Origin of the sequence: Tamlana crocina (assembly GCA_040429635.1) — a bacterium.
In the GTDB taxonomy this organism is placed as follows: Bacteria; Bacteroidota; Bacteroidia; order Flavobacteriales; family Flavobacteriaceae; genus Flavisericum; species Flavisericum crocinum.
Genome location: CP158972.1, coordinates 1044822 through 1067131 on the forward strand (window position 1 = coordinate 1044822; position 22310 = coordinate 1067131).

22 protein-coding genes are annotated in these 22310 nt (G+C 39.5%); 17 read left to right on the plus strand and 5 right to left on the minus strand.

Annotated features, from left to right (window positions below; genetic code table 11):
- Window positions 1-10 precede the first annotated feature (10 nt).
- Both ABI125_04665 and ABI125_04670 read right to left on the minus strand, forming a co-directional pair.
- Entirely contained in the window at window positions 11-598 is a 588-nt protein-coding gene (locus ABI125_04665) for a gluconate 2-dehydrogenase subunit 3 family protein (protein XCF07148.1), read from the minus strand.
- Window positions 595-2298 (minus strand): GMC family oxidoreductase, encoded by a 1704-nt coding sequence (locus tag ABI125_04670; GenBank protein XCF07149.1) that lies wholly within the window; start codon window positions 2296-2298, stop codon window positions 595-597. The genes ABI125_04665 and ABI125_04670 overlap by 4 nt, the downstream gene beginning before the upstream one ends.
- 126 nt (window positions 2299-2424) lie before the next feature.
- On the opposite strand from ABI125_04670, the gene ABI125_04675 reads away from it, so the two are divergent.
- The 17 genes from ABI125_04675 to argH all read left to right on the plus strand — a co-directional run bounded on the left by ABI125_04675 (window position 2425) and on the right by argH (window position 20217).
- On the plus strand, window positions 2425-3468 hold the full coding sequence (locus ABI125_04675; GenBank protein XCF07150.1) for an AraC family transcriptional regulator: 1044 nt from the start codon (window positions 2425-2427) through the stop codon (window positions 3466-3468).
- A 100-nt stretch (window positions 3469-3568) separates the two neighbouring features.
- Window positions 3569-4531, plus strand: a complete 963-nt coding sequence (locus ABI125_04680) for a TIM barrel protein (protein ID XCF07151.1) — start codon at window positions 3569-3571, stop codon at window positions 4529-4531.
- Between the two features lie 27 nt (window positions 4532-4558).
- Window positions 4559-5731 (plus strand): MFS transporter, encoded by a 1173-nt coding sequence (locus tag ABI125_04685; protein XCF07152.1) that lies wholly within the window; start codon window positions 4559-4561, stop codon window positions 5729-5731.
- A gap of 7 nt (window positions 5732-5738) precedes the next feature.
- Window positions 5739-6887, plus strand: a complete 1149-nt coding sequence (locus ABI125_04690; GenBank protein ID XCF07153.1) for a Gfo/Idh/MocA family oxidoreductase — start codon at window positions 5739-5741, stop codon at window positions 6885-6887.
- Between the two features lie 20 nt (window positions 6888-6907).
- Complete coding sequence (locus ABI125_04695; GenBank protein XCF07154.1) at window positions 6908-7960, plus strand: sugar phosphate isomerase/epimerase; 1053 nt, start codon at window positions 6908-6910, stop codon at window positions 7958-7960.
- A gap of 42 nt (window positions 7961-8002) precedes the next feature.
- Complete coding sequence (locus ABI125_04700; GenBank protein ID XCF07878.1) at window positions 8003-8743, plus strand: DUF1080 domain-containing protein; 741 nt, start codon at window positions 8003-8005, stop codon at window positions 8741-8743.
- A 9-nt stretch (window positions 8744-8752) separates the two neighbouring features.
- Window positions 8753-9730 (plus strand): ThuA domain-containing protein, encoded by a 978-nt coding sequence (locus tag ABI125_04705; GenBank protein XCF07155.1) that lies wholly within the window; start codon window positions 8753-8755, stop codon window positions 9728-9730.
- A 419-nt stretch (window positions 9731-10149) separates the two neighbouring features.
- The gene (locus tag ABI125_04710; protein ID XCF07156.1) at window positions 10150-10764 is read left to right on the plus strand and encodes a hypothetical protein; all 615 of its coding nucleotides are present in this window, start codon (window positions 10150-10152) and stop codon (window positions 10762-10764) included.
- Window positions 10761-11939 (plus strand): argininosuccinate synthase domain-containing protein, encoded by a 1179-nt coding sequence (locus ABI125_04715; GenBank protein ID XCF07157.1) that lies wholly within the window; start codon window positions 10761-10763, stop codon window positions 11937-11939. The genes ABI125_04710 and ABI125_04715 overlap by 4 nt, the downstream gene beginning before the upstream one ends.
- A gap of 66 nt (window positions 11940-12005) precedes the next feature.
- Complete coding sequence (gene argC, locus ABI125_04720) at window positions 12006-12989, plus strand: N-acetyl-gamma-glutamyl-phosphate reductase (protein ID XCF07158.1); 984 nt, start codon at window positions 12006-12008, stop codon at window positions 12987-12989.
- 33 nt (window positions 12990-13022) lie between these two features.
- Window positions 13023-13817, plus strand: a complete 795-nt coding sequence (gene proC / locus ABI125_04725) for a pyrroline-5-carboxylate reductase (protein XCF07159.1) — start codon at window positions 13023-13025, stop codon at window positions 13815-13817.
- 1 nt (window position 13818) lies between these two features.
- Window positions 13819-14976 carry an aminotransferase class III-fold pyridoxal phosphate-dependent enzyme gene (locus ABI125_04730; protein XCF07160.1) on the plus strand — a complete coding sequence of 386 codons (1158 nt, stop codon included), beginning with the start codon at window positions 13819-13821 and terminating at the stop codon, window positions 14974-14976.
- A gap of 21 nt (window positions 14977-14997) precedes the next feature.
- Complete coding sequence (gene proB, locus ABI125_04735) at window positions 14998-15762, plus strand: glutamate 5-kinase (protein XCF07161.1); 765 nt, start codon at window positions 14998-15000, stop codon at window positions 15760-15762.
- A gap of 46 nt (window positions 15763-15808) precedes the next feature.
- Window positions 15809-16747, plus strand: a complete 939-nt coding sequence (locus tag ABI125_04740; protein XCF07162.1) for an N-acetylornithine carbamoyltransferase — start codon at window positions 15809-15811, stop codon at window positions 16745-16747.
- Between the two features lie 176 nt (window positions 16748-16923).
- Entirely contained in the window at window positions 16924-17700 is a 777-nt protein-coding gene (gene argB, locus ABI125_04745; GenBank protein ID XCF07163.1) for an acetylglutamate kinase, read from the plus strand.
- A gap of 1 nt (window position 17701) precedes the next feature.
- Window positions 17702-18769: a M20 family metallo-hydrolase gene (locus ABI125_04750; GenBank protein XCF07164.1), complete on the plus strand. Its 1068-nt coding sequence runs from the start codon at window positions 17702-17704 to the stop codon at window positions 18767-18769.
- A gap of 173 nt (window positions 18770-18942) precedes the next feature.
- The gene (gene argH, locus ABI125_04755) at window positions 18943-20217 is read left to right on the plus strand and encodes an argininosuccinate lyase (protein XCF07165.1); all 1275 of its coding nucleotides are present in this window, start codon (window positions 18943-18945) and stop codon (window positions 20215-20217) included.
- A gap of 90 nt (window positions 20218-20307) precedes the next feature.
- Here the strand turns inward: argH and ABI125_04760 are convergent, their stop codons facing one another.
- From ABI125_04760 to leuB, 3 genes are all read right to left on the minus strand, one after another.
- Window positions 20308-20484 (minus strand): hypothetical protein, encoded by a 177-nt coding sequence (locus tag ABI125_04760; GenBank protein XCF07166.1) that lies wholly within the window; start codon window positions 20482-20484, stop codon window positions 20308-20310.
- A gap of 72 nt (window positions 20485-20556) precedes the next feature.
- Window positions 20557-21048: an ROK family protein gene (locus tag ABI125_04765; protein ID XCF07167.1), complete on the minus strand. Its 492-nt coding sequence runs from the start codon at window positions 21046-21048 to the stop codon at window positions 20557-20559.
- A 131-nt stretch (window positions 21049-21179) separates the two neighbouring features.
- On the minus strand, window positions 21180-22298 hold the full coding sequence (gene leuB / locus ABI125_04770; GenBank protein XCF07168.1) for a 3-isopropylmalate dehydrogenase: 1119 nt from the start codon (window positions 22296-22298) through the stop codon (window positions 21180-21182).
- Window positions 22299-22310: the final 12 nt, after the last annotated feature.

The following is a 22310-nucleotide window of genomic DNA, read 5'->3' on the forward strand; positions in this document are numbered from 1 at the left end:
TTTGAATTATTTACAAAGACCAAGCGTTTCCACCAGTAGCTTCTTCAACTGAAATACATCCCTTTTGTGATGCAGGAATGGGGTCGTATGCCAATACTTTTTCACCAACATTTTCACTGGTTTGGTAAGCCCAAACCGTTTGGTTTCTTAGATTTAAGAGTGCTTCATAAACTAAGCTTTTTTCTGCTTTAAATTGTTTTTCTTCCGCTTTAGGTGCTCTTAAGTATTTATCCAATAAAGTGGTGTAGTCTTCGGTGTTTAGGTGTTTTGCTCCAGTCTCAGGGATGTGTAGGGCCTCAATTATACTTTCTATGCCCTTTTTGTATTCTGCTTTATCTTCATCATTATAAGCTTTAGAGGCATATAAATCTATAAACTCGGGGACATTAACGTCTAAAGCGCCCGGTGTTGCTTCGGTTTTAGGTAGAATTAAATCCACTAAGTGTTTTATAACGATGCTTTCTTCTTCAGTAAAGAATACAGGTGTCCATTTTTCAACGTCACTTGTACAGCTTTGTAAAATACTCAGGGCACTTGGGGCAACGGCAGAATAACCAATGGTTAAACCAATATTTTTTAATGCTTCTCTACGATTCATGGTTGTTTAGCTTTAAATTGTTTAACCGCATGATTTGCGGCTCGTGCAGTTAATGCCATATAGGTTAAAGATGGGTTTTGGCAACCTGCCGAGGTCATACAGGCACCATCGGTAACATAGACATTTTGAACGCTATGAATTTGGTTGTATTTGTTAAGTACAGATGTTTTCGGGTCTCTTCCCATTCTTGCTGTGCCCATTTCATGGATGCCTATACCGGGGCCAGATGGTCTGTTATAGGTGCGAATATCTTTAAAACCTGCCTTCTTTAGCATATCTGCAGCTTGTTCCATTATGTCTTTTCGCATGTTAAGTTCGTTCTCTTTCCATTCTGCGTCAAAGGTAATGGTTGGCAATCCCCATTGATCTAGTTTATTATAATCTAATGTCATTTTATTATCATGATAAGGCAAGCATTCTCCAAAACCACCTAGGTGCATTCGCCACGGACCGGGTTTTAGTAATTCTTCTTTAAACTCTGCGCCATAACCTAGTTCGGCAACATGTTCAGAAATACCATATCTGCCGGCACCACCTTGATAGCCGTAACCTCTAAGAAATGATTTTTGCTCACTTTCCTTGTCACCTAGGTTTCTAAATCGAGGAATGTAAATGCCATTAGGCCTTCTTCCTTTATAGTATTTGTCTTCAAATCCTTCAATCGAACCTGATGCACCAGAACCTAAATGGTGATCCATGATATTGTGTCCTAATTCTCCAGAATCATTTCCTAAACCATTGGGAAATCTATCAGATTTTGATTGCATTAAAATGGAAGCAGATGCTATGGCGGAGGCGCAACAAAAAATAACATCTGCTTCAAATTCAAGTTTTTCTTTGGTCTTTTCATCAATCACCTTGACTCCTGTCGCTTTTTTAGAGGATTCGTCATAAATAATTTCATAGGTTATGGAGTGCGGCCTCAAAGTTAAATTACCTGTTCTGTTGGCAGCAGGTATAGTTGAAGAAACACTACTGAAATAAGCTCCATAAGGGCATCCGCGCCTACATCTGTGCCTGAATTGGCATTTACCTCTACCTTCATGTGGCTGGTTTCCTGTAATATGTGCTACCCTTCCAATGGTTAAAACACGCCCATGGTTTTGTGCCATTTGTTCTTTTAGGTGCTGCTCAACGCAATTTAGTTCCATGGGTGGTTCAAAAACACTATCGGGCAATTGGGGCAAACCAAGAGCTTCTCCACTAATGCCAATGTAGCGTTCTACATAACTGTACCACGGTTCAATATCTTTGTAGCGAATGGGCCAATCTACACCATAACCATCTTTTTTGTTAGCTTCAAAATCCAAATCACTTAGTCTATAGGTTTGCTTTCCCCATGTTATGGACCGTCCCCCAACATGGTAGCCCCGAATCCAATCAAATCTCTTTTTCTCATTATAGGGATGGTCGTAATCATCAACAAACCAATGTCTGGAATCTTGTTTTACAACGTAACTTGTTCGTGCTTGTTTGTATTGTCTGGCTTTTTGTTCAGCTGTGGGGTCTCCTCTTAGTTCCATATCCCATGGGTCTAAATTCATAGTGGGGTAATCTTTTATGTGTTCAACCATGCGCCCACGCTCTAGTACCAAAGTTTTTAAGCCGCCTTCACATAGTTCTTTAGCCGCCCAACCTCCTGTCATTCCCGAGCCTATAACTATAGCGTCGTATTTGGTAGCCTTAGTTTCTTCTGTCATAAATTTTAGTTAAGAAATTACAATTATTGAAGTGTTTATTTGGTATTTTAATATATAAAGGTTTAAAAATATGAATATGTTTTAAAAATAGTTAATTTGCATCTGTTAATTGTTTAAAATATTTCAGTGAAAGTAAACGTACATGAAATTGAGCCCTATGAAGCAAATGGTGTGGTCTATCATGCTGATACTTGTTTGCCGTTAATTGATGCCTATAAAAGAAAAAAATTAAAATTTAAAGCATTGGCAAGACATACCTACCCTGGGGAACGGTTGGATGATAATACATTGGGTTTGAATAGTATTGGTTATTGGGATGCTAATGAACCACAGGATTGGGGTTTAGATTGGCACCGAAATGAGGGTATGGAATTTCATTTTCTAGAATCAGGCACCATGCCATATGCTCAGGAGGGTAAAGAGGTACTGTTAACTCCTAATAATTTAACCATCACACGTCCGTGGGAAGCACATAAAGTTGGGAACCCTAATATTGGAATGGGAAAATTTTATTGGGTGATTATTGATTTAGGAGTTCGAAGGCCGCATCAGGATTGGGTATGGCCAGATTGGATTACATTAACAAATAATGATTTATCGCAATTAACAACTATTTTAAGGCATAACGAGAAATCTATTTTGAAAGCAGATCAGAGAGTTCGCGATTGTTTTAAGCGCATAAATGTTGCGGTTAATACTGATGAAAATGGTAGTAATGCCTCTAGAATTAGGTTGTTAATAAACTATTTATTGATATTAATTTTAGATCTGTTAAAAACTGAGGATATTGTGCTTAATGAATCTTTAACTGATAGCTCTAGGAGTGTGCAATATTTTTTAAAAGAACTAGATAAGAACTTGTCTGAAAACTGGACCATTGAGGAGATGGCAAAGTCTTCAGGGGTTGGGCTAACTCGGTTTACTTACCATTGTAAGCAATTAACCAATTTAACGCCCATGCGATATTTAAATATTCGTCGTTTAGAAATGGCTAAAAACATTCTAAAAGATAGTCCTAATTTAACGGTTGGAGAAGTGGCTTATATTTGTGGTTTCACAACAAGTCAATACTTTTCTACGGTATTCAAAAAACACGAAAAATGCTCTCCGAAAGCTTTTAGGGAAAGGTTTCGTTTGAACGAAAAAATAAGCGCCTATCCCGAGGTTTAAATTTGTTTAAATTTTTTCACTGAACAAAAATAAACAGCTCTTGCGGGATATTTCTATAACTTCACGTCTCGTCTAATTAATTTATATACGAACAAAAAATATGAAACGTCGCGATTTTATTGTTAAAACAACCCAAACAGGTGTAGCAGTTTCAGTACTTGGACTTCACGCATGCAAGAATTCAAAGGAAAATAAAATTATTAATAAAGCTGAAGAACCAAAGGAATCAGAAGAACTGTTTTTTAAGATTTCTTTAGCGCAATGGTCTTACAATAGATCACTCAGAGGTGGGGCTATGGATAACTTGGATTTTGCTGCAAAATCAAGAAGTTTTGGCTTTGAAGGTATAGAATACGTAAATAGTTTCTTTAAGAATAAGGCTCAAGATATGAGTTATTTAAAAGAAATGAATTCAAGAGCTAATGCCGAAGGTCAAAAAAATGTGCTCATTATGGTAGATGGAGAGGGAGCATTGGCAGATGTCGATACCAAAAAGCGTTTAAAAGCTATTGAAAATCACTATAAGTGGGTTGAAGCGGCTCATTTTTTAGGTTGTCACGCCATTAGAGTTAATTTGGCCGGAGGAATAGATGAAGATGAAGCTGCAAAAGCAGGAATTGATTCTCTAACGCAACTTTCAGATTTTGCAAAAGGGTCAAATATTAATGTTTTGGTAGAGAATCATGGTGGCTTTTCTTCCAATGGCGCTTGGATGTCAAGAGTGTTTACTCAAATAAAAAATAAAAACTGTGGTACATTACCAGACTTTGGAAATTTTTGCATTACAAAAGATGCAGAAAGGAATTGTTTGGAAGCTTACGATAGGTATAAAGGGATGCAAGAAGTATTGCCTTTTGCAAAAGCAGTTAGTGCCAAATCATATGAGTTTGATGCTCAGGGGAATGAAACCACAATAGATTATAAACGTGTCATGCAAATGGTGAAGGATTCTGGTTATAAAGGATTTGTAGGAGTTGAGTTTGAAGGTAAAACGATTTCGGAAGAAGCAGGAATACAAGCCACTCGTGATTTACTCATTAAAGTTGGTAAACAGCTTACTTAATGCAAAACTAATCAAACAAAATAATTTATGGAGAATATTAATAAAAACAGGTTGTTTTTGGGAAGTTGTCTCGCTCTAATTACAACAGCCATGACTTTTGCTATACGTGCTCGTTTAGAAACTGTCTTTGGTCCCGAGGGTGTGGGGTTAACCATGGAGCAAATAGGTTATGCCTTTGCACCCGCCTTTTTTGGATTCACAATTGCTATGATTATTGGTGGGCCACTAGTTGACTTACTGGGGATAAAAAAAATAACGTGGATGGCATTTATTACGCACGCTATTGGTATTGTTTTAACGCTTATGGCAGACTCGATGACCTCGCTATTTATTGCCACATTGTTTATAGGAATTGGTAATGGCTTTGTTGAGGCAGCGCTCAATCCTATGGTAGCTTCCATGTATCCAGACCAAAAAACTAAAATGTTAAATAGATTTCATGTATGGTTTCCAGGAGGTATCGTAATTGGAGCATTAATAGGTTGGTTAGTTATGGATGTTTTAGGCTTAAGTTGGCAAATTATGGTAGGGACTCTGTTTATTCCATTAGTGATTTATGGATTATTATTTTGGGGGCAAAAAATACCGGTTACCGAGCGTGTTCAAATGGGAGTGAGCAATAAAAAAATGTTTTCTAGTGTTTTAAAACCTCTGTTTTTGTTCATGGTAGCCTGTATGTTTTTAACAGCAGCTTCTGAATTAGGCACTACCCAAAGAATAGAATCCTTGTTAAAAGAATCGGTAACTGCACCATTGTTAGTTTTGGCATTTATTAACGGTATTATGGCTATGGGAAGGCTGTTTGCAGGACAAGTGGTACATAAATTGAGTCCGTCAGGAATGTTATTGTACTCTGCCGTTTTCACGTTTATTGGGTTGTGGTTACTAACGGTGACAACTGGTGGGATGACCTTTGTTGCGGCAGCCGTTTTTGCTATCGGGGTAACGTTTTTTTGGCCAACTATGTTGGGTTTTATTGCCGAGTATTTACCAGAAACAGGAGCTTTAGGGTTATCAGTAATGGGAGGAGCTGGTATGTTTTCTGTTTCCTTAGTGTTGCCAATTATGGGTAATCTAATGGATAATGTTAGTGCCTCTGAAGCATTGCGAACTATGTCTATTTTACCTGGTATTTTGATAGTTGCATTTTTAGGTTTACACATTTATATGAAAAAAAGTAAACAAATATTAGAATCTTAAATAGTTTATGAGTAAAAAATTAAAAATGGGAATGGTTGGTGGTGGCATAGGCTCTTTTATTGGAGATGTGCATCGAAAAGCTGCAGGTATTGATGGTATGATAGAGCTTGTTTGTGGAGCGTTTAGTAGTACCGTAGAAAAATCAATAGCATCAGGGAAAGCTCTTGGATTGGATGAAAACCGATGTTATGGTACTTTTGAAGAAATGATTCAAAAGGAAAAAGAACTTCCTGAAGCTATCCGAATGGATTTTGTAGCCATTGTAACACCAAATCACATGCATTTTCCTCCTGCTAAACTAGCTTTGGAAAATGGCTTTCATGTAGTATGTGATAAACCTGTAACCCTAACTTTGGACGAAGCTGAAGTTCTAAAAACAGTGATTGAAAAAAGTGGAAAGCTATTTGCCTTGACTCACAATTACACAGGGAATTCTATGGTAAAACAAGCTAAAGCTATGATAACTAAAGGCGAATTGGGAACTATAAGAAAGATACAAGCACAATATCTACAAGGCTGGTTATCGACTTCTTTGGAGAAGACAGAGCAAAAGCAAGCGGCTTGGAGGGTAGACCCAAAACGTTCTGGCATTGGTGGCGCTTTAGGAGATATTGGCACACACGTTGAAAACTTAATAGAGTACATTACAGGGTTGAAGATTATAGAAATTGCAGCTGATTTGGGAAGATTTGGAGAAGGGCGTGTTTTAGATGATGATGGTAATATGTTGATACGGATGGAGAACGGTGCAAAAGGCACAATTTCTATCTCACAAATTGCATTGGGTGAAGAAAATAATTTGGGCATCAAAGTTTATGGAACAAAAGGAAGTGTGGAATGGTACCAAGAAAACCCAAATGAACTGATAACACGATGGCTAGAAGAACCTAAAAAGGTATATACGCCCAATGGCAACGGATTGCATGACGAGGCCTTGGAGGTTTGCAGAATTCCTGCCGGTCACCCTGAAGGTTACTTGGAGGCGTTTGCTACAATATACAAGAGTTTTGCCATACACCTTACCGCAATAAAAGAAGGAAAAACAATTGAAAAACCCGATTACCCTACCATTAAAGATGGTGTGCGTGGTATGAAATTTATTTATGCGGCGGTAGAAAGTGACAAAAACAATGCGGCATGGGCTAAACTCAGTTAAATGAAAGAATATAATAACATATGAAAACAATAAAAGGTCCGGCAGTATTTTTGGCGCAATTTGCGGGTAATGAATCACCGTTTAATAGTTTAGGTGGCATGTGCCAATGGGCGGCCGATTTAGGTTACAAAGGCATTCAAATACCAACATGGGAAGCCAGTTTAATTGATGTTGAAATGGCTGCCGAAAGCCAAACCTATTGCGACGAATTAAAAGGAAAAGTGCAGTCTTACGGGTTGGAAATCACCGAACTCTCAACGCATTTGCAAGGGCAGTTGGTGGCGGTTCACCCAGCTTACGATACTTTGTTTGATGGTTTTGCACCAGAGAATGTGCGGGGTAATCCCAAAGCCCGAACCGAATGGGCGATAGATTTTGTTAAAAAATGTGGAACGGCCAGTGGACGGTTGGGTTTAAAATCGCACGCGAGTTTTTCGGGGGCGCTGCTATGGCAAACGGTGTATCCGTGGCCACAGCGCCCTGCAGGACTGGTGGATTTAGGGTTTCAAGAATTAGCGAACCGTTGGTTGCCTATTTTAAATCATTTTGATGAGCATGGGGTAGATGTGTGTTACGAATTGCATCCGGGTGAAGATTTGCACGACGGTGTCACTTTCGAGCGTTTCTTAGATGCTACGAACAACCATAAACGAGCTAATATTCTGTACGACCCTAGCCATTTTGTACTTCAACAGTTAGATTATTTAACCTTTATAGATTATTACCACGAGCGCATTAAATCCTTCCATGTTAAAGATGCGGAGTTTAATCCGTCGGGAAAACAAGGGGTTTACGGTGGTTATGCCGATTGGAAAGACCGAGCTGGCCGTTTTAGAAGTTTGGGCGACGGACAAGTAGATTTTAAAGGCATTTTTACAAAGTTAACCAAGTATAACTGCGATGTGTGGGCGGTTATGGAATGGGAGTGTTGTATAAAATCTTCGGAGCAGGGCGCCCGGGAAGGAGCACCGTTTATTCAAAAGCATATCATTGAAGCGGCTACACGTAGTTTTGATGATTTTGCCGGAGGCGACATTGATGAAAATTATTTGAAAAGTGTTTTGGGCATTTAATCCTGTAATATGAAGCGATTACTGTTAGGCTTTTCGGTTGTTATGGTGTTTTCGGGATGCGCTTTTGGTCAGGTTAAAGATTCGAAACGAATAAAAGAACCCACCAACCCCAAAGATACAGAAGTTTGGCAGCCTAAACCGAAAGTGGCAACCGTTGATGCGGAAACAGGAATACCATCGGATGCGATTGTACTTTTTAATGGTGAAAATTTTAATGAATGGGTATCAACTAAAGATTCCTCAGCAGTAAACTGGATATTGAATGCCGATAGAAGTATGACCGTAAAAGATAAAGCAGGCGACATACAAACCAAGCGAAATTTTGGCGATATACAATTGCATATAGAATGGAAGTCGCCAAAAGATATTCGTGGAAACGGTCAGCATCGTGGCAATAGCGGTGTGTTTCTTCAAAACAGGTACGAGGTTCAGATTTTAGATAACAACAACAACGATACCTATGTTAATGGTCAGGCTGGAGCTATTTATAAGCAAGCCGTTCCGTTGGTGAAAGCGTCATCAAAAACGGGAGATTGGAATGTTTACGATATTGTTTACCATGCACCAAAATTTGATGAGAGCGGAAACAAAACTAAATCTGGCACAATAACGGTGCTCCATAACGGGGTGCTTATTCAGGACCACGTAGAGATAAAAGGCACGACCGAATTCATAGGCTGGCCAAAAAACGAGCCTCATGGCAAAGCGCCAATTCGGCTTCAGGATCACAAAGATAATAGTGGTGTGAGCTACAGAAATATTTGGGTACGCGAATTAAATTAAAATGAAATAATGATAAAGCGAATTGTTTTGGTGGTACTGACCATTTGTTTGAATTCAAAGGGTTATAGTGCAACTGATAAGAAAGACAAAATAAAAGTATTGATCGTTGATGGGCAGAACAACCATTCGGTTTGGCCAAAATCTACCATTATGATGAAACAATATTTAGAAGAGACAGGCTTGTTTGAGGTAGATATTGAGCGCACTCAGTATTTAACCAATAGCGAACGGTTTAAGGATTGGCTGCTATTGGCGAATGCAGGAGAAGGCACTGAGGGAAAACCAAAAACAGATACAGATTTTTGTCCGAAATTTAAAAATTACGATGTCGTTATTTCAAACTTTGGGTACAAGGCGGCTTCATGGCCTGAGAAAACTCAACGGGCTTTTGAAAAGTTTGTGCGTAAAGGCGGTGGTTTTGTGAGTGTTCACGCAGCGGATAATTCGTTTCCAAATTGGAAAGCCTACAACGACATGATAGCCATTGGTGGCTGGGGCGGGCGCACCGAGAAGCACGGGCCTTATTTGTATATCGATAAAGATAACCAACCTAAAAGAGATTATTCCGAAGGAAAAGGAGGGGCGCACGGTAAACGTGAAGATTTCGTGGTAACTAATTACAACCAATCGCATGCTATTACAGCAGGGTTGCCAAAAAAATGGATGCATGCCAACGACGAATGTTATGCCTTTTTACGTGGGCCGGCTAAAAATGTAACCATTTTATCAACAGCGGTAACCACGCTTAAAAAGCCAGAATTAGAACAGAAAGAACCTGTGGTAATGACCATAGATTATGGCAAAGGTAGGGTATTCCATACGACGTTGGGGCACGATGAAGAGGCTTTTGAGTGCGTAGGCTTTATCACTTTGCTGAAACGCGGTACAGAATGGGCGGCTACAGGTAAGGTAACCCAAACTGAGGTGCCCGATGATTTTCCATCAGAAACAAAAAAATCAACACGCGATTTTGAACTGAAAAAATAATATTCCTTTTTTTTAGTAGCATTTTGATTCTGGGGTTGCTAACTGCTAATTCGATTTAATAAAAGCCAAAATACTTTTATTTTATCAAATTTAATGTTGTGTGTTCCATAATAAATTGTAATTTTGCGCCTTATATTAACGAAAGGGGCTCACGCCGACGATTTAGAGTTAATAGTAAAGATAGTTATTCAGTGAAAACAGGAAACAACATATCTCCTATCTCTTTTAATCTAGTAAACACTACTAGAGCTGTTGTTGTGCGTTTTCCTCAAACTCGCCCCTAAGGGGCTGTCCAGTTTCAGAAAGTATTCGTTACTTTCAATTTTCGTTATTATATTTCAGATTTAAAAAAATTAAAAAGCTAGAAAGGCTTTTTTGAAATCCTTAGTCGTTTACTTTGGGTTTAATAATTATTGAAAATGGATTCAATATTGGATATAGAAAAAAATACCTTAATCGAGGAAGCAAAAGCCTATTGTGAAGAGCAAGGTTTTGAAATTGTTTTCACCCACGAGATTTCGGCAACCAATTTGCAGGTCATCTCCGAAAGAACCAAAAATCTTCCCGCCATGTTTCACGCCAATGTGGGCATGTTGCTAGACCGTTTAAAAAACGGATGCTACCTGTTAAGGAAAGACGGTGAAATCTACGGACATATTTTTGCCCATAGGCACGTGGTTGATAAATTCTCGGTTTATGAGCGTTCGGCTTTATGGATTCATGATGCGCATAGAAATCACAATTTAGGATTGCTTCTAATGGATTTGTTGTCGCAAAATTTTAGGAAAGATTTTCTAATTTCCATTGCTCAAGAACCCACGGTTCACCAAAATAATTTATTGTTGGGTATGAAATTCGTGACCTTAAAAGATTTGTCTCCGGTATTGATTTCAACCTTAGAAAAACTAGGGAAACTAAGAGATGAGCTTAAATATAAATATTACGTTAACCCTTATTTCGAATCAAAACTTAATCAAATAAATAAGATTTTAAAAAGTAAAATTCCAAACATTCCAAACACACCAAACACATGAAAAAGTTAGTAATAGCCTATAGTGGCGGCTTAGACACCTCGTATTGTGCCGTTAGTTTATCAAAAGAGTACGATGTACACGCGGTAAGTGTAAACACTGGCGGTTTTACCAAAAAAGAAATCAAGCATATTGAAAGTAACGCTTATAAAATGGGCGTTTCAACTTATAAAAATATTGATGCGGTATCTACATTTTACCAAAAAGTGGTGAAGTATCTAGTGTTTGGTAATGTGTTGAAAAACAATACCTATCCGCTATCGGTAAGTGCCGAACGTATTATTCAGGCTATTGAAATTATTGAATATGCCAAAAGTATTGATGCTGAGTATATTGCCCACGGAAGCACCGGAGCCGGTAACGACCAAGTGCGTTTTGATATGATTTTTCAAACCTTGGCACCGAATATTAAAATCATTACCCCGATCAGGGATCAAAAATTAACTCGACAAGAAGAAATCGACTATTTAAAAGAAAACGGTATCGATATGTCTTGGGAAAAGGCCAAATACTCGGTTAACAAAGGTCTTTGGGGAACCAGTGTTGGTGGTGCCGAAACATTGACTTCGGAAAAACCATTACCGGGGGAAGCCTACCCGTCGCAATTGAAACATTCCGAAGAGGAAAAAGTAAAACTAACTTTTGAAAAAGGCGAATTGGTGGCCGTAAACGGCATTGAAAATGCACCGGAAATCAATATCGAAACCCTAAATAATTTGGCGTCGGCTTATGCCATTGGTCGCGATATCCATGTGGGCGATACCATTGTGGGCATTAAAGGTCGCGTAGGCTTCGAAGCGGCTGCAGCACTAATCACCATAAAAGCGCACCATTTGTTGGAAAAGCACACGCTTACCAAATGGCAGTTGCAGCACAAGGAATATATTGCCAGTTTCTACGGCATGCACTTGCACGAGGGGCAGTACTTAGATCCCGTAATGCGCGATATGGAGGCCTTTTTGCAAAGCAGTCAAGATAAAGTGTCTGGCGATGTTACCGTATCGTTGAAGCCGTACCACTTTACTTTAGATGGCATTGTTTCAGACCACGATTTAATGAGCGCCAAGTTTGGAAGCTATGGTGAAGAAAATAAAGGTTGGACCGCCGATGAAGCCAAAGGATTTATTAAAATTGTAGGCAACCAAAACAAAATTTACCAGCAAGTAAATTCGAAATAAAACGGACTTTGTCTTGCAGGATTGTCAGGCTGAGCGCAGTCGAAGCTTAATTTTAAAGTATTAAAAATGAAAAAACTACAAGTAGGAATAATTGGTGGAGCTGGGTACACGGCAGGCGAATTAATCAGACTGCTGATTAATCACCCGCAAGCCGAAATTAATTTTGTATTCAGTACAAGTAATGCCGGAAACAAAATAAGCAAAGTGCACCAAGATTTAATCGGGTCGTTAGATTTAGAATTTACCGATACGGCAAACCCCGATGTTGATGTGTTGTTTTTGTGTTTGGGTCACGGTAATTCGGTAAAGTTTTTGTCGGCCAATACCTTTTCGGAAAACACGAAAATCATTGATTTGGGCAACGATTTCAGATTGGAAGCCGATAAAACTTTTGAAGGTAAAACCTTTGTTTACGGACTGCCAGAATTGCAAAAAGAAGCCATCGAAAAAGCCAATTATATAGCCAATCCTGGTTGTTTTGCCACAGCAATTCAATTAGGACTTTTGCCATTGGCGAACAAAGGCTTGTTGAATACCGATGTGCATATAAACGCAGTAACCGGAGCCACAGGAGCTGGAACATCGCTGTCGGCAACCACACATTATACTTGGCGCGATAACAACTTTTCGTATTACAAACCCTTTACCCATCAGCATTTGGGTGAAATCAACCAATCGGTTAAGCAATTGCAAAATGATTTTTCAAAAGAGATCTTGTTTATGCCCAACCGAGGGAATTTTTCAAGAGGTATTTTCGCAACTATATATACCGATTTCGAAGGCTCGGTAGATGAGGCTAAAACCTTATATAACGAATTTTATAAAGAGGCTAATTTTACATTTGTTTCAGATGATTTTTTACATTTGAAACAAGTAGTGAATACCAATAAATGTTTAATCCATTTGCACAAGCACGAAGGTAAGTTGTTGGTAACGAGTATTATTGATAACTTATTAAAAGGCGCTTCAGGGCAAGCGGTTCAGAACATGAATTTAATGTTCGGACTGGAGGAAACCACGGGCTTAAGCTTAAAAGGAACTTATTTTTAATATCTCAAGTAAAACGATTAACAAACTATTGCAATGAAAATAGCCATTATCGGTACTGGTAATTTAGGGAGTTCGATTGCCAAAGGACTGGTGAAAAACAACACCTTTTCATCCTTGTATTTAAGTGACAAAAATACGACAAATGTTGATGCGTATAAAAGTCTGCCCAATGTGGTAGTAACTAACGATAATGAGTTGGCCGTAACACAATCTGATATTGTGATTTTTGCGCTTCAGCCCAAACACATCAATGCGGTTTTAGAGAGCGTGTCTTCCAAATTCACAGATAGGCACGTGGTGATGTCTGTTGCCGCTGGTGTCGAGATCTCAAGAATCGAAAGCATTATTGGGTCTGATAAAAATATCATCCGCGTGATGCCCAATACGGCTATTTCCATAGGGAAATCAATGACATGCATTGCGGCTAACAAAGCAGCGCAAGATAAAGTGCCAATGGCTCAAGATATTTTCAATCAACTGGGCACCACTATGGTTATTCCCGAAGATCAAATTCAGGCTGCTACGGTTATATGTGCCAGTGGTATTGCCTTTTGGATGCGTTTGGTGCGTGCCACAACCCAAGGGGCTATTCAATTAGGCTTCGAGGCTCATGAAGCGCACCAATTGGCTTTGCAAACTTGTTACGGAGCAGCCAGTTTATTGAAAGAATCTGGAAGACATCCAGAGGAAGAAATAGACCGTGTAACCACCCCGAGCGGTTGTACCATTGAAGGTCTTAACGAAATGGAGCACCAAGGATTAAGCTCTTCGCTCATTAAAGGAATTAATGCTTCCTTTGAAAAAATAAACCAACTAAAAAAGAATTAACATGCCATTATTTGACGTTTACCCATTATACAACGTAACGCCGGTTTCGGCCAAGGGACTTTATGTTTACGATGATGCCGACAAGGAATATTTAGACCTTTACGGTGGGCATGCCGTAATTTCCATTGGGCATGCACACCCAAAATATGTCGATGCCGTTTCAAGCCAGGTGGCCGATTTGGGCTTTTATTCCAACGCCATTCAAAACCCGTTACAGGTACAATTGGCCGAAAAGCTGGAAACACTTTCTGGTTGCGAAGGCTATAATTTGTTTTTGTGCAATTCGGGAGCTGAAGCCAACGAAAATGCATTGAAATTAGCTTCCTTCAAAACAGGAAAATCAAGAGTGGTCGCGTTTAAAAATGGTTTCCATGGAAGAACTTCAGCAGCAGTGGCGGCAACCGATAATCCTAATATTATCGCACCGATAAACGCTCAGCAAAAAGTAACCATTTTAGAGTTGAATGATATTTTGGGCGTTAAGGCCGAATTAGAAAAAGGCGATGTTTGTGCTGTTATCGTAGAGTTTATCCAAGGTGTAGGCGGATTGGACCAAGGCACGGCCGATTTTTTCGAGCAAGTTTATGCCCTTTGTCAAGCTAATGATACCATGTTTATCGCCGATGAGGTACAATCAGGTTATGGACGTTCGGGCAAATTTTTCGCTTTTCAGCATTACAATGTCACTCCCGATATCATTTCGATAGCCAAGGGTATGGGGAACGGTTTCCCTATTGGCGGTATTTTAATCCACCCCGATATTGAAGCTAAACACGGCATGTTGGGTACTACTTTTGGTGGGAATCACTTGGCTTGTGCGGCTGGTCTTTCGGTGTTAAACGTTATTGAAGATGAAAATTTGATGGATAACGTTAACGCCATGTCCGAGTACTTTTTAAAACTGGCGAAAAGCGTTCCGCAGATAAAAAATATAAAAGGGAGAGGTTTGATGCTCGGTTTGGAGTTTGATTTTGAAGTGGGCGAACTCAGAAAAAAACTTATCTATAATCACCGCATTTTCACAGGAGGGGCTTCCAACAAAAAACTGTTGCGAATTTTACCGCCATTAACCATTCGAAAAGATCATATCAATCAATTCTTTGAAGCATTGATTGAAGCGTTATCTGAAATTGAAGAAAATCAATTGCAAAACATTTAGCAATCGTTGCATACCAAAAGCATGAAAAGAAAAAAACGTGTTTTATTAAAAGTGGGTTCCAATACGCTTACCAAGGAAACCAATAATATTTCCAGGGGTAAGATTGAAGACTTGGCCAGCCAGATTGCACAACTTCAAGATACGCACGAGTTTGTCATCGTCAGTTCTGGGGCTATTGCCGTAGCCAAGCAATTTGTAAAGCTGGAAAGCAAGCAAAAGGACGTTTTTGTAAAACAGGCTTTGGCATCCATCGGGCAACCCCATTTAATCCGTATTTATCAGGAGATTTTCCGTGAATATGGGCTATTGACTTCGCAATGTTTATTGAGTTATTCCGATTTTGAAAAAAAGGAAAGTCGAAAAAACATCGTGAATACCATCAATGTTTTGGTGAACAATAATTATATTCCCATCATTAACGAAAACGATACGGTGGCTACTGATGAGATAAAATTTGGTGACAACGATAAATTAGGAGCTTTAACGGCCTCGCTTTTAAAAGCCGATTTGTTTATAATCGCTACCAACACCAACGGGATTTATACGAAAGAATCCTACGAAAACGGTACGCCGGAAACCATTAAAGTGGTTGATGATTTTGAGGAGTTGAACAAACAGGTAGTCGATTCCAAATCGTCCCACGGCAGTGGTGGTATGCAATCGAAGATTGAAGCGGCATCCGTAGCAAAAAATGCCAATATTGAAACATGGATTGTTAATGGTCTGGAAGATTATTTCATTTTAAACGCCATTGAAAACAAAGTGCCATTTACCAAAATAAAATAACGATAATGTACAGACCCGACAGGTCTGAAAAAAACAAGATAGAAGAATGAAACATTACACCTCCATACACGATATCGATAATATCAATTCATGGATTGAGGAAGCCAAACAATTAAAGGAGGATCCTTTAAAGCACATCGAATTGGGAAAGAACAAAACCTTGGGTTTACTGTTTTTCAATTCAAGTTTGCGTACCCGTTTAAGTACCCAAAAAGCGGCTTTAAACTTGGGGATGAATCCTATTGTAATGAATGTTTCTGGTGATGCTTGGGGATTGGAATTTGAAGATGGCACTGTGATGAATGGCTCAACCGCTGAACATATTAAAGAAGCGGCTGCTGTGGTGTCGCAATACTGCGATATTATTGCGGTACGTGCTTTTCCAACGCTAACCGATAAAGAAAAAGACGAAAGCGAGCAGGTGTTGAGTGCCTTTAAGAAATACGCTTCCGTGCCTATTGTCAATATGGAAAGTGCTACCGGCCACCCGTTACAAGGGTTTACCGATGCTTTAACCATTTCGGAGCATGCGCCAACCAAGAAGCCTAAAGTTGTGTTAAGCTGGGCGCCGCACATAAAAGCTTTGCCACATGCCGTGGCCAATAGTTTTGCCCAAGCCATGCAAAAAATGGATGTGGACTTTGTTATTGCCAATCCTGAAGGTTATAATTTAAACCCAGAAATTACAGGCGATGCCAAAATTTACCACAATCAAGAGGAAGCCTTTAAAGATGCCGATTTTGTGTATGTTAAAAACTGGAGCAGTTACGAAAACTACGGAAAAGTAAAAAATACCGACCCCAATTGGATGATTACCAAAGAAAAGTTGGGCGATGCTAAATTTATGCACTGTTTACCAGTAAGACGAAATGTGATTGTTGAAGATGCGGTTTTAGATTCTGAAAATTCCATTGTAATCGAGCAGGCCAACAACCGAACGTATGCCGCGCAGTTGGTACTTAAAAAAATATTGGATAATTTGTAAAATTATCGTCATTCTGAACTGTCACACTGAGCGTAGTCGAAGTGTTGTTTCAGAATCTCATAACGTGATGAAATAAATAACGTCATTGCGAAAGAGGAACGATTGAAGCAATCTTTTTTATTTTACAACAGATTACTTCGTCGTGAAAAACTCCTCGTAATGACCAATAGAATAAAATGGAAAAACTATCCATAGTAAAAATAGGAGGAAACATTATTGAGGACGAAAGCGCTCTAAATGCCTTTTTAAAATTGTTTTCAAATTTAGAAGGCAAGAAAATTTTGGTGCACGGTGGTGGCAAACGCGCCACGCACATCGCATCAAAATTGGGCATAGAATCCCAAATGGTGAATGGCCGCCGAATTACCGATGCCGAAACCCTTGAGGTCATTACCATGGTTTACGGAGGTTTGGTGAATAAAAATGTGGTCGCCAAACTACAGGCATTGAATACCAATGCCATTGGTTTAACCGGTGCCGATATCAACAGTATTAAATCAGTAAAACGCCCGGTAAAGGAAGTTGATTTCGGTTTTGTGGGCGATGTGGAAAGCGTGTCGTATCAGTCTATCGATAAATTGATTCAAGCCGATTTTACTCCAGTGTTTTGTGCTATAACCCACGATGGTAATGGCCAATTGCTTAATACCAATGCAGATACCATAACTTCTCAGGTCGCAGTAGGGATGAGTGAATTGTACGAAACATCGATATATTATTGTTTTGAGCTGAATGGTGTTTTAAAAGATATCAACGATAAAAATTCAGTAATTAAGCATATCGATTCCAATACTTATAAAGACCTTTTGGAACAAGGCATTATTGCAGACGGTATGCTTCCGAAACTTGAAAATTGTTTCGACGCTTTGAATAACGGCGTAAAAAACATTAACATGGGAAATACCTCGATGTTAACGAAAACCGACTCTAATTTTACAACCATAACTTTATAATATGGCGCTACAGGAATTAACCCAAAAAGCCATTGCGCTTTTAAAAAAACTGATTGAAACGCAGTCGTTTTCTTCTGAAGAAGATGCTACTGCGGCACATATTGAAGACTGGTTTAAACAATTCAATATTGACTACACACGTACCAAGAACAACGTTTGGGCGGTCAATAAATATTTCGACGAGAGTAAACCAACGCTGTTGCTAAACTCGCATCACGATACCGTAAAACCGAACAGTGCCTACACCAAAGATCCGTTTAAAGCCATTGTTGAAGATGGTAAATTGTACGGTTTGGGCAGTAACGATGCAGGTGGTTGTTTGGTGTCGTTAATCGCTACGTTTACCCATTTTTACAATCAAAAAGATTTAAAATACAATTTGGTTTTGGTCGCTTCCGCGGAAGAAGAAAGTAGCGGTCCAAACGGTTTGAACAGTATGTTGCCCATTATCCCGAAAGTTGATGTAGCGATAGTTGGCGAACCAACACTAATGAATTTGGCAGTGGCCGAAAAAGGGCTTGTGGTTTTTGATGCTGTCGTGGAAGGCACCCCAAGTCACGCCGCACACCCCAACGATAACAACGCCATTTATAATACGATTGAGGTCATTCAGTGGTTTAAAGATTTTAAATTTGAAAAAAGTACCGAAGCCTTGGGTGATGTTAAAATGACGGTTACACAAATAAACGCAGGGTCGCAGCACAATGTGGTTCCTGGCCATGTCGATTTGGTAGTAGACGTCCGTGTAAACGACGCTTACAGCAATGCAGAAATTGCTGAAATACTGCAAACAAAATCGCCGTGCACAAAAATTACACCGCGTAGTTTACGATTAAATTCGTCGTCTATCCCAATGGACCATGATTTGGTAAAAGCTGGGATGGCCATGGGCAGAAGTAAATATGGTTCACCAACCTTGTCTGATCAAGCGGTACTGAAATGCCCAAGTTTAAAACTGGGGCCTGGTGATAGCACGCGCTCGCATTCGGCAGATGAGTTTATTTATATCAACGAAATAGAGGAAGGTATCCAAATTTATGTGGAGTTGTTGAATCGGGTTATCGTGTAGCGTCATAGCGAGGAGCGGAGCGACGTGGCTATCTCTTCAAAAGAGAAAAGATGGTATACTTCGTTCGAAATGATAATAAGAATGGTTGTCACCCTGAGCGTAGTCGAAGGGGCTAAAAAAAACTAAAGAATTAAAAGATTCCCGTTTTCACGGGAATGACAAAAACATAATAAATGAAACTCTGGGACAAAGGCATTTCCATCGATAAGAAAATAGAACAATTTACGGTTGGCAACGATCGTGAAATTGATATCCATATTGCAAAATACGACGTAATCGCATCCAAGGCGCACGCCAAAATGCTGCATAAAATAGGCATTTTAAGCACTATTGAATTGGAGCAACTTTTAGGCGGACTGCAAGTTTTGGAAAATGAAATTGAAGCAGGCGAGTTTGTAATCGACCAGCAGTTTGAAGATGTACATTCTAAAATTGAGTACGAACTTACCGTAAGTTTGGGTGACGTTGGAAAAAAGATACACACGGCACGCTCTAGAAACGATCAGGTTTTAGTAGCGCTTCATTTGTATTACAAAGAAAATCTAGCCTTGGTTAAAGAAAAGACTAAAACGCTTTTCAATACACTTATAGATCAAGCTGAAAATTATAAAGACAAGGTGTTGCCTGGTTATACGCACCTGCAAGTGGCCATGCCATCGTCTTTCGGGTTATGGTTTTCGGCCTATGCCGAATTGATGGTAGATGATGTGTTTTTAATAGATGCGGCCATAAAAACGGTAGACCAAAATCCGTTGGGTTCTGCAGCGGGTTATGGAAGTTCATTCCCTATCGATAGGGAGTTTACTACTAACGAAATGGATTTTGCAACACTAAAGTACAATGTGGTAGCTGCACAAATGGGGCGTGGTAAAAACGAGCGTACCATTTCGGCTGCTTTAGGAAGCTTGGCCAATACCATGTCGCGATTTGCAATGGACGTTTGTTTGTATATGAGCCAGAATTTCGGTTTTATTTCATTTCCTGATGAGTTAACCACAGGAAGTAGTATCATGCCGCATAAAAAGAACCCTGATGTGTTTGAGCTTATCCGTGGTAAGTGCAACAAAATACAAGCACTTCAAAGCGAAATGGTGTTAATTACCAATAATCTGCCAAGTGGATATCACCGCGATTTTCAATTGTTGAAAGAAAACATGATTGCCGCCTTTGAAGAAATTAAGGATATTTTGGACATTTTCAATTATTCCATTCAGCAAATCATTGTAAAGGATATTGATACCAACAGCGATTTGTACAAGTATTTATTTACGGTGGATAATATCAACACTTTGGTGGTTGAAGGGCAAACTTTCCGGGAGGCTTACCAGAAAATCGGTGGCCAGGTACAGGACGGAACCTATGTGCCGGATACCTCGAAGAAGCATACCCACGAAGGCAGTATCCATAACCTGTGTTTAGATAAAATCAGGGCTAAGTTTCCCAAGTAACAGCAAATATTCAATAAGAAAAATATTCCTCAGTTTTAAAGTGTTTCACGATTAAAAACTGAGGAATTTAGCTTGAACTGTTACGTTATTTTAGGGCTTGTCGTTAGGGTGCAATGCAGCGGCCGCTGCACCAATTATACCCGCATGATTTCCTAAATAGGCAGGAATAACGGGAGTGTCTATTTTTATGTGCTTTTTATATTCATCGAAATGTTTGGACGTGCCTCCGCCTAAAAAAATATAATCGGGGCTACATAAGGTTTCCACAATTTCCAAAAAGACATTAAACCGTTTTCCCCACTTTTTAAAGCTTAATTTTTTACGCTTTTTAACTGAGGCTTATTCAATACATTCGTATTTCTTATAAGGAATTCTGCCCATTTCAAAATTAGGTATCAGTTGACCGTTATAGAAAACACCTGTACCTAAACCTGTGCCAATAGTGACCATCACCACTAAGCCCTGTTTGTCTTTTCCAATGCCATAATTCATTACTGCATAACCGGCAGCATCGGCATCGTTTATAACGTGAACCGGAAGCTTGCAGGCATCAGAAAATAATTTTTCGGCATTGACGTTCATCCAGCTGGGGTGTAAGTTTCCGGTAGATTTACACACACCATTTTTTATAATAGTTGGGAAACCACAACCAACGGGGCCTTTGTAGTTAAAATGCTGAACAATAGCGTTGAAGGTTTTGGCCATATCTTCGGGTGATCTGGATGACGGAGTAGCAATTCTATGTCGCTCGGTTAGCATTTCTCCGGTTTCTGAGTCTACAATAGCACCTTTCATTCCTGAGCCACCTACATCAATTCCTAGTAATTCCATTTAGGTTTTAAATTTTGATTCAGCTTAAAAATACAACAGTTTCGATAAATTAAAAAAGCGCATGTAAAACATGCGCTTTTAAGGACTTCCAAAATGTTTAGTTTTAATATGTTGGCGACTAACTCAAATAATTAAATAATAGTGGATTGCCCTAAATGTATATTTGTAAAGTTTAGATTGGTCTCGTCTGGATTATTGATGAAATCTTCAATAAAGTCGCCCACTTTCGTGGTGCTAATATTGTCGTACTTGTTATTTAAATCAGGTGTAGTGATGTGTAGTTTTAACGACTTGTCTACACCTTCGCGCACTAAGGCAGCTTCTTCGTCAAGTCCGAAATGATCAAGCAACATAGCTGCCGATAGAATTGAAGCGATGGGGTTGGCAATGCCTTTGTTGGCTGCTTTGGTGTACGCACCGTGAATGGGTTCGAACATAGCATGCTCGTTGCCAAGTGAGGCCGAAGCCAATAAACCTATAGATCCTACAATCACGCTGGCTTCTTCCGAAAGGATATCACCAAACATATTTTCAGTTAAAATGACATCAAACTGTCTTGGGCGGATAATGAGCTCCATAGCCGCATTGTCAATGTAAAGGTAATTGACTTTTACATCGGGATATTGCGGTGCGATTTCAAGTACCACGCGCCTCCATAATCTGGAACTTTCCAAAACGTTAGCCTTGTCAACCAGTGCAAGTTTGCGTTTTCTCGATTGTGCCGCTTTAAAGGCTTGATGTGCAATGCGCTCAATTTCAAAACGGTGGTAGGTACAAACATCAGAAGCGGTATTGCCATCTTCGCTCAAACTGCGTTCACCAAAATAAATGCCGCCCGTTAATTCGCGGTAAATAAGAATATTGGTGTCTTTTATTTGGCGTACTTTTAAGGATGATTTGCTCAACAAATCGTCGTAGGCGATAACTGGCCTAATATTAGTGTGTAGGCCCAAGGCTTTTCGAATACCCAAGAGACCTTGTTCAGGACGTATTTTGGCATCGGGGTCTAAATCGAAAGCTGTTTTTCCAATGGCTCCAAAAAGGACAGCATCGGCTTTTGTGCAAATATCAATAGTTTCCTGCGGAAGCGCCGTGCCATGTTTATCTATGGCACTGGCGCCAACTAAGGCATAATTAAATGTAAATACGTGGTTAAATTCCATAGCTATAGCTTTCAGAACCTTAACGGCTTGAGCTGTAACTTCTGGACCAATGCCATCACCTGGCAAAACGGCAATATTTAACTTCATTTCGTATTTACT